Here is a 7,902-nt window from a genome sequence, read left to right on the forward strand (position 1 = left end):
ATAGTCACTACCTCTCAGCGATTTGCGAGTCATTCATCGATGCAGGTTTTGCACAACCACACAACTCTTTAAAAATATGGAACATTTTTTCCAGTTGTCTGAACACCATAAACACACCACCTAATGGCAGACTGTAGTTCATCCAACTGCTTGAAACTCCAAGAGTAATCAGTTCAAAAAAAGCATTTCTTTGAACATGCTGATACCCAAGGTAAATGATGGCAACAATAGAAACTAGAACGGCAAGTTCCAATGATAAAACCAGACAAAACCGCACTTTCTCCGGTAGTTTGTCTGAAAAGAATGTAATGTTTACGTGTGAACTTCGCTTGATGGCGATTGCGCACCCGACTAACGACATATACATAAAGAGAACTCTAGCGAGCTCTTCACTCCATAAGGAAGGATCATTCAGCAACCAGCGAGTACCGATCTGCCAAGTTAATACAACTAGCAGCGCAGCCATCAAAGGTACTGTGATGATTTCTTCTATATTATTGACAATCTTACGTAACATCTTGAACTCCATAGCTGGCCAAAAATGGCCAGCTAAAACATTGAGAGATCGACGAATCAATCCATTTACATTGCAGCAAGTTTCTCAACGATAGGTTGACCAATTTTGCTTTCAAACTCTTTGTAAAGGGGTTGCATCGCTTCACGGAACGGAGCAAGGTCTGGGTAAGTCACATTTACACCTTCGCTTTGGAAGAATGAAACCAGTTCTTCTTCTTGCTTTTTCACAGATGCAGTATGTGCATCACCCGCTTTCTTCACTGCTTTTTGAACCAGTTCTTTCTCTTTGTCAGTCAGTTTCTGCCAAGTTGCATCGGCGATAATTACCATCTGGTCGTTCACAATATGGTTTGTCATCGCCAAGTTCTTTTGCACTTCGTAGAACTTCATTGTTTTGATCGTTGGTAGTGGGTTTTCTTGTCCATCTACAGCGTTAGTTTGAAGTGCTAAGTAGACTTCTGAGAAAGCCATAGGCGTTGGTGATGCACCAGAAAGCTTTGCATAATTGAGGTTAGGTTTAGCATTAGGTACACGCAATTTCAGACCTTTAAAGTCTTCAATTGAGTTAAGTGGGCGGTTAGAAGTAGTTTCACGCGTACCGTTGTACCAAGTATCCAGTGCTCGCCAGTTAAACTTCGTCAACATCTCTTCACGAATACCTAATCCGAATTCAGACTCAAACATACGACGTAGATGATCAAAATCGCGAGCAACATACGGTAGAGTTACGGCTTCTGCTCTTGGGATCCATAATCCCATACGTCCAAACTCAGCATAAGTGATATCGAGATCACCCATACTCAGTTGTTGAAGCATTGCACGGTCATCACCAAGTTGAGCACTTGGATACAGAGCCAGTTTAATTTCACCCTTACTCATTTCTTCTAGGGTGTCTGCTAGCATTTTTGCAGAAGTGTATTCCACAGAACCTACGGAAGCCTGCATTCCCATTTTTAATGTAGTAGCGGCTTGTGCCGAAACAGCACACCCAAGAGTTAGCATTGCGATAGTAATCTTATTAATGGCTTTCATGTTATTCCCTTTATTTTTCGTGTTACACCTTACTTCACCATTTTCAAAAAAAAATTTTATTTTGTTTGAAAAAAATCTTCGTTATGAATTATCATTGCCGTGAAGATTATTTTCAAACCACCTTTTTTCAAAATGTGATCGCGGACAAAATTTGATTATTTCTGCCCTTTTGCGAATAAAGCAAAGAATCAAGTATATCTATTCAGATAGGTTGTTCGCCCGCAGTCAAAGACATACGAGGCCTGTTGTGAGAACAAAAAAATTAACGATCGAAGAACTTAAAAAATCTTTACAAGGTCAAACTGTTGTTTCTATACAGCCAGTGACCGGTAGTCCTTTAGACAAAACAGAATTTATTGTGGCAATGGCATTAGCCGCTGAGCAAGCGGGCGCAAAAGCACTGCGTATAGAAGGGGCTATTAACGTCGAGGCTGTTGCCGCAGCAGTGTCTATACCAATCATTGGTATCGTAAAACGCGATTTAATAGACAGCCCAATTAGGATCACGCCGTTCGCTTCAGACGTTGACGCCCTTGCAAATGCTGGTGCTACTATCATTGCATTTGATGCAACTAACCGCCCTCGCCCTGAAAGCCGTGAACATATTGCTCAGGCAATAAAAAATACTGGCTGCTTTGCAATGGCAGACAGCTCATGTTTTGAAGATGGCGAGTGGGCACACACTCAAGGCGTTGAAATTATTGGTACAACATTGTCAGGATACGTAGGAGATGCTGAACCAACCGAACCTGATTTCCAATTAGTACAAGCTTTCTCAGACGCCGGCTATTTCACTATGGCTGAAGGACGCTTTAATACGCCAGAACTCGCAGCGAAAGCTATTAAAGCGGGTGCTGTCGCTGTTACTGTTGGTTCGGCAATTACTCGCTTAGAAATTGTGACTCAATGGTTTAACAAAGCAACTCAAACTGCAGGAGAAAGGAAATGCGCACTCTAGCAATCGATATAGGCGGAACAAAAGTCGCATTGGGTGTCGTCGAAGGTGGCGTTCTAATTAAGAGACATCAAATAGAAACGCCTGAATCACAGAATGTTGTGCTTTTTACCCAGTCAATACTCAAGGACATCCAAAACTGGATTGACGATATCGACAATATTGGTCTCTCAACGACTGGCTTTGTAACCGAAAGCGGTATTACAGCCATTAACCCAGATACGCTCAGCTTCCCGACACCATTTCCATTCGCTCAAGAGTTGGAGAGGCAAACCAGTAAAACAGTTTCGATGTTAAACGATGCACAGGCAGCTGCCTGGTATGAGTTTGTGCAGTTAAATGATACTTCACTCAATATGGCCTTCATTACCGTTTCTACAGGTGTCGGTGGTGGAATCATTATTGACGGAAAACTTCATCAGGGTCATAGCGGACTCGCCGGACATATTGGGCACATGTCGATTGATATCAACGGCAAAGAATGCGGATGTGGTCAAGTTGGATGTGTTGAGTCAATTGCTTCAGGTACTGCAATTAAAAAAGCCAGTGATGAACTGTTTAATAAGCCACTAACAAACATTGAACTGTTTGAACAAGCTAATAATAATCCCGTAGCGGAACTTATCATCACCAATAGTGCAAACGCCATTGCTAGCCTATGCTGCAATTTAAAAGCCTGTTTGGATCTGGATGTTGTTGTACTTGGCGGAGGAATTGGCTTTGCGGACGGATACTTGAAAAGAGTGAATAACGCAATCCAAAGCCGCCCAAAAGTTTTCCAACTACCTGTTGTAGCAGCAAAAGGCAATTACGATGCATGTTTGCTAGGTGCTGCATTTCAATTTAAGGAGTAGCAGATGACGTTAAATGCGATTTCTGCACAACGTCTTTTTGATGGCGTTAAATATCATGATAATTCGGCTTTACTATGGGAAGGCACATCAATAAAAGCCGTTGTTCCTATCAGTCAACTCCCTGCTGATATCAAATATCAGCATTTTGAAGACGCCATCATCGCTCCAGGTTTTATCGACCTTCAGGTGAATGGTGGCGGTGATGTTATGTTTAACAATGACCTATCCCCTTCTGCGGCTGATACCATTTGTCGTGCGCATCGCTCCCATGGCACTTCTTACTTATTGCCAACTCTAATTAGCACCACACCTAGCGACATTCAAAAAGCACTCTCAGCTATCGATAAAGCTATAGAAGAAGGGGTTGTGGGTGTTTTAGGTATTCATCTTGAAGGCCCTTGGCTAAACCAAGAGAAGAAAGGCGCACATAATTCAAAGCTTTTTTACTCTCCTACACCTGAGCAGCTAGCAAATTTTAACTGGCTAACAAAAGGTAAAACACTCGTTACTGCTGCAGTGGAAAACATTTCTACAGACTCTTTAGAATGGCTAAAACATAAAGGGATTGTCGTAGCCTGTGGTCATAGCAATGCTAAAGCATATGAGTTGACCGATGAAAAGATGCAATTAGTGGATGGCTTCACGCATCTTTATAATGCTATGTCGGCATTGGAAGGTCGTGAACCCGGTGCAGTAGGAACGGCAATGCTGAGTGACCACACATGGTGTTCCATCATCACCGATGGCATTCATGTTCATCCAAAGAGTTTCTTGCTGGCTCACAAAGTGAAACCAAAAGGAAAACTACTTATCGTTACCGATGCTATGGCGAGCCTTGGCAGTGTAACCAACCAGTTCGAACTTGATGGTGAAACCATTCGTGTGGTGGACAACAAACTGGTCAACAGCCGAGGAAGTCTGGCTGGGGCTCACATAGGCATGGATGAATCCGTAGCGAACGTAATTAAGTGGGGAATTTGCGAACAAGAAGCCTTGAAAATGGCTTCAACCTACCCAGCCCAAGCAATCAAATGCGATGACTTAGGATTATTAAAACCAGGTTATAGAGCAGCAGCGACTGTATTAGATGCCAAGTATCAAAGCCAATCTGTATTAGTTGATGGGAAAGTTTTTTCAATTAGAGAGCAATGAGATTGTTAAAGGTCAGCACTATGATGAAAACCCTAGGCATACTTCCATCCAGTCATCTATCGTTCTAGTCAAGTGACGGCTCCGCCCAGTTTACTGATTGAGGAAATTGTCATCGTTCATTTTGCGGCAAATAGCTGCGCGGCATAAAGTGGTTTTATCCATCACGTCTTTTAGTCTTAGAATTCTGATGGGAAATGCCACCTATGTTTATCATCATGTGATAAACCACCGATGTGTAAAAGTGCAAAACAGGTTCGGCGTTTATTAAAGAGCAATTATTCTTAGAATAACGTACAAGTAGAACTGAATATGAAGCTAATGCTTTGATCTATGTACTTTTAAAATGTGTAACCTGACAAATTTGCACAACACGAGCTAGTCCTTCCCTTACAATGCAGAAGTAAGTTCCATTGTGCTAGTGAAAATCACGAAATGAATTGTCAAGGCAAGCTAATAGCTAATAAATGTATTATTCATCATTAGCCTATTGGTTTGTTTGAACACTATAACTCAGAGGATGTAATGCGTTATTTTAGTGAAAGTGAAGTAGCTGTGCTTAACCTTGTGATTAAAAAAGAAAGTTTATCAAAGGCTGGTGTAGCTTCACAGTCAGGCTTGAGTAAACCTACGGTTTCTAAGGTAATAGATTCGTTGTGTGCGCGAAAGGTATTGCTTGAGCAGAAAAAGGGCAACCGTATGCTTTACAGTATTAATGGTGGTTTTGATACCGTTTTGTCGGTCGAAATTAATGCCACGTTGATCCGCTTTGCTGTCTTTGACTTTACACTTTCACTCAAATGCTCCACTCAATTTAGTAAATACACTACTAAAGTTCGGGAACAGTTTTTAAATTCACTTTGTGAAGATATAAAAGTGTTCGTTAAACAGGAGGGTATTCACCGTGAGACAATGTTGGTAAGTGTCGCAACAGCAGGGGTTGTGGATTCTTTGTCTGGACAAGTCACTCGGTGATGGATTTAAAATTTCTCCAGCAGTTGCGCTCAGCCAATATCAGCGTGACAACAATAATACCAGTACAAAACGCAAGCAGCATGATCAAATTCTGGCAGGCATAGAAGCATCATTTAATCAATTCACTGTTTCTCTTACTGGTAATAAAACCAACATTGAACTCGATAATGGTAGTGAAGAAAAATATTTCGGGTTGGACTCACTAATTGCGTATAAATGGAATCAATTCCAATTGCTGGCTGGCTATAGCTTCCTTGATGAAAAAAATAAGGATATCTATGAAAAAGAAGATTGGCGAGTTGAAGGCCAGTGGACGCTTGCTCGCCGTACATTCTTATCTTTGACTTTCGACCGCGAACTCGCAGCGAAAAATACCAGCAGTGATGACAAAACTATCACATTAGGCTTACGTTACGACTTCTAAGGAGCAAATATGCAAATCCGACTCAAAGCGTCCCTGATTTCCGCAGCATTGGTTTTTACCCATTTTTCTGCGCAAGCTGACACCTTAATAGCCCCGTCACCCACAGCTAAGCTAGATGGTCAAAATAAGGTGGTAGCCATTTACGGCAACTCATATACCCATTACAATAATCACCTGAATACGCGCTTGCGGGATTTAACTCGATCACTGCTACCCAACAAAGCAGAAGGATACAGCTTTCGGGGCATTACCATTTCTAGCGGCCAATTGGGCTGGCATGAAGCCAACTTAACATTCCAAAACAGCTTAAAAAAATGGGATGTGGTGGTCTTTCAAGGTAACTCGATGGAACCCATCTCTAAAAAAAATGGGTCTAAAGAGTATTTTCAGCAATCGGCGAAAAACATGGCAAAAATTGCTCACGAGGCCGGTTCCAAAGTGGTTTATTTCATGACATGGGCTCAAAAATCACGCCCAGAGCAAACACAAGCACTTGCTAAAGCGTATCAAGATATCGCTAAAGCCACCGGAGGATTTGTTGCTCCGGTCGGATTAGCCTTTGAGCAAAGTATGAAGCGCTACCCCGAGATCGATCTTTACCATAGTGATGGTAAACATCCATCGCTGGCGGGAGCTTACTTAGCGGCATCCGTATTTTTTGCCACCTTGTACAATCAATCTCCGGTTGGTGGTGCGGTACCAACCGACACGGATATGCCAAAAGAAACAGCACATAAGCTACAAAAGGTTGCTTGGGATACCGTCCAAAGCTATCAAATGAATCACTAGAAAAATGAGGCTTAGCACTTCTGACCTGAAGAGTTAAGCCTGTTTCTTTTACTAAGATCAAGTTTCAAAACAGAAAATGAAAGCCGCTCAAAACCTTGTGGTAACCTTCGTATCAATAGCGGACACCCCATTGGCACCTATGAGAGATCAACTCGATTTAACTACCTACAAACAGCTCGCAGCACAACTCCAATCCTTGACCGAGTCGGAAGCCAATTTACACGCTTTTATTGTCGGCCATTTTGAAGAACTCTCTTACTACGGCATCATCGATCTTGCTCAAAAAGCGCAAGTCAGCAAGGCAACCATAGGGCGTTATTTGAATAAGCTGGGATTTACCGGCTATGCAGCATTCAAGAATGCGCTCAAACAAGAGTTGATAACCAATAATATGGTTGCGCCAATCGAAGCCAATAAATCGAAGCTTTTCGATCTGGAGATTGATACGAAGACAGAAGCTCAACGCTATATTGGTAATGTCGCCCAACTTATTGATCAATTCCGCCAAGAGTTAGATATCGAAGAACTCGATAAGCTTTCACAAAAAATTGCTGATAAGAATCGTACGATTTATGTGGTCGGCCCCGCTTCCTCACACTCTTTGGCTATGCATTTTTCAACCTTACTTAAATACAGCCGCTCTAATGTCGTTTTGCTGTCTTTAAACAAAGGCGAATTACCCAAGGCAATGCTAGGTATCTCAGGGGATGATGTCTTGGTGGCTTTTTCCTATTACCGATTCAACCCTGTTGTCTTGGATATCACCAAATATTTCAATAGCAAACGCGCCTTCGTTGCCATGGTGACTAATACGCACTCCAACCCTTATGGGATATACAGTGACATGCAATTTGTTTTGCCTAGTGATGTTGACTCCATCTTCCACAGCCGTACGATAGGCTTTTTGTTTGTGGAATTACTGCTGTTTTTGGTGCAGAAAGCCTCACGAAATAACGATAATTTTGAAGAACTTGAGGAGCTATTTAAGTTCTTTGGTACTTTTTCCTCACTTGAGTTTAAGTAACATTTCAATTGCTTTACAACTGAACCTAATTCTGGCAAACAGAATGAAATTAACTTATTAAATCATTAAATTAATTAAGCCAACTTACTGCAAGCAGGTTCGTACTCGCCAATAATTCAACTAATATCTAGTGTAAAAATGACTGCACATTCAAGACTACATTGATGCGCTCAATATATTGCGC

Annotated in this window: 10 protein-coding genes; 7 read left to right on the forward strand and 3 right to left on the reverse strand. The window is 41.8% G+C overall.

Going from position 1 to position 7,902, the window contains the following annotated elements; translation table 11 throughout:
* Nucleotides 1-7: 7 nt before the first annotated feature.
* The gene (locus B9J87_RS02440) at nucleotides 8-517 is read right to left on the reverse strand and encodes a TRAP transporter small permease (protein WP_303396255.1); all 510 of its coding nucleotides are present in this window, start codon (nucleotides 515-517) and stop codon (nucleotides 8-10) included.
* 65 nt (nucleotides 518-582) lie between these two features.
* A complete protein-coding gene (locus B9J87_RS02445; RefSeq protein WP_094149289.1) occupies nucleotides 583-1,548 on the reverse strand; it encodes a sialic acid TRAP transporter substrate-binding protein SiaP in 966 nt (321 codons plus the stop codon).
* A gap of 247 nt (nucleotides 1,549-1,795) precedes the next feature.
* On the opposite strand from B9J87_RS02445, the gene B9J87_RS02450 reads away from it, so the two are divergent.
* From B9J87_RS02450 to nagA, 3 genes are read left to right on the forward strand one after another with little or no spacing between them, the layout of a single operon-like run.
* Nucleotides 1,796-2,506 carry a putative N-acetylmannosamine-6-phosphate 2-epimerase gene (locus tag B9J87_RS02450; protein ID WP_094149290.1) on the forward strand — a complete coding sequence of 237 codons (711 nt, stop codon included), beginning with the start codon at nucleotides 1,796-1,798 and terminating at the stop codon, nucleotides 2,504-2,506.
* On the forward strand, nucleotides 2,494-3,357 hold the full coding sequence (locus B9J87_RS02455) for an N-acetylmannosamine kinase (RefSeq protein ID WP_094149291.1): 864 nt from the start codon (nucleotides 2,494-2,496) through the stop codon (nucleotides 3,355-3,357). The genes B9J87_RS02450 and B9J87_RS02455 overlap by 13 nt, the downstream gene beginning before the upstream one ends.
* A 3-nt stretch (nucleotides 3,358-3,360) precedes the next feature.
* Nucleotides 3,361-4,509: an N-acetylglucosamine-6-phosphate deacetylase gene (gene nagA, locus B9J87_RS02460; RefSeq protein ID WP_094149292.1), complete on the forward strand. Its 1,149-nt coding sequence runs from the start codon at nucleotides 3,361-3,363 to the stop codon at nucleotides 4,507-4,509.
* A gap of 90 nt (nucleotides 4,510-4,599) precedes the next feature.
* Here nagA and B9J87_RS18010 read toward each other — a convergent pair whose 3' ends face one another.
* On the reverse strand, nucleotides 4,600-4,710 hold the full coding sequence (locus tag B9J87_RS18010) for an AlpA family phage regulatory protein (protein WP_371287005.1): 111 nt from the start codon (nucleotides 4,708-4,710) through the stop codon (nucleotides 4,600-4,602).
* Between the two features lie 321 nt (nucleotides 4,711-5,031).
* Between B9J87_RS18010 and B9J87_RS02470 the strand changes: the two genes are divergently transcribed.
* The 4 genes from B9J87_RS02470 (at nucleotide 5,032) to B9J87_RS02485 (ending at nucleotide 7,718) form a co-directional block, all read left to right on the forward strand.
* Nucleotides 5,032-5,481: an ROK family transcriptional regulator gene (locus B9J87_RS02470; protein ID WP_094149293.1), complete on the forward strand. Its 450-nt coding sequence runs from the start codon at nucleotides 5,032-5,034 to the stop codon at nucleotides 5,479-5,481.
* Nucleotides 5,429-5,905, forward strand: a complete 477-nt coding sequence (locus tag B9J87_RS02475) for a porin (protein ID WP_176429462.1) — start codon at nucleotides 5,429-5,431, stop codon at nucleotides 5,903-5,905. The genes B9J87_RS02470 and B9J87_RS02475 overlap by 53 nt, the downstream gene beginning before the upstream one ends.
* 9 nt (nucleotides 5,906-5,914) lie before the next feature.
* Entirely contained in the window at nucleotides 5,915-6,694 is a 780-nt protein-coding gene (locus B9J87_RS02480; RefSeq protein ID WP_094149294.1) for an SGNH/GDSL hydrolase family protein, read from the forward strand.
* A 139-nt stretch (nucleotides 6,695-6,833) separates the two neighbouring features.
* On the forward strand, nucleotides 6,834-7,718 hold the full coding sequence (locus tag B9J87_RS02485; RefSeq protein ID WP_094149296.1) for a MurR/RpiR family transcriptional regulator: 885 nt from the start codon (nucleotides 6,834-6,836) through the stop codon (nucleotides 7,716-7,718).
* Nucleotides 7,719-7,902 lie beyond the last annotated feature (184 nt).

This window comes from Vibrio sp. V19_P1S1T109, from assembly GCF_002241375.1.
GTDB classification, from domain to species: Bacteria; Pseudomonadota; Gammaproteobacteria; order Enterobacterales; family Vibrionaceae; genus Vibrio; species Vibrio anguillarum.

Coding starts and splice junctions, on each gene's coding strand:
- B9J87_RS02440 (WP_303396255.1), bottom strand. CDS start 517: ATGTTACGTAAGATTGTCAATAATATAGAAGAAATCATCACAGTACCT.
- B9J87_RS02445 (WP_094149289.1), bottom strand. CDS start 1,548: ATGAAAGCCATTAATAAGATTACTATCGCAATGCTAACTCTTGGGTGT.
- B9J87_RS02455 (WP_094149291.1), top strand. CDS start 2,494: ATGCGCACTCTAGCAATCGATATAGGCGGAACAAAAGTCGCATTGGGT.
- nagA (WP_094149292.1), top strand. CDS start 3,361: ATGACGTTAAATGCGATTTCTGCACAACGTCTTTTTGATGGCGTTAAA.
- B9J87_RS02470 (WP_094149293.1), top strand. CDS start 5,032: ATGCGTTATTTTAGTGAAAGTGAAGTAGCTGTGCTTAACCTTGTGATT.
- B9J87_RS02480 (WP_094149294.1), top strand. CDS start 5,915: ATGCAAATCCGACTCAAAGCGTCCCTGATTTCCGCAGCATTGGTTTTT.
- B9J87_RS02485 (WP_094149296.1), top strand. CDS start 6,834: ATGAGAGATCAACTCGATTTAACTACCTACAAACAGCTCGCAGCACAA.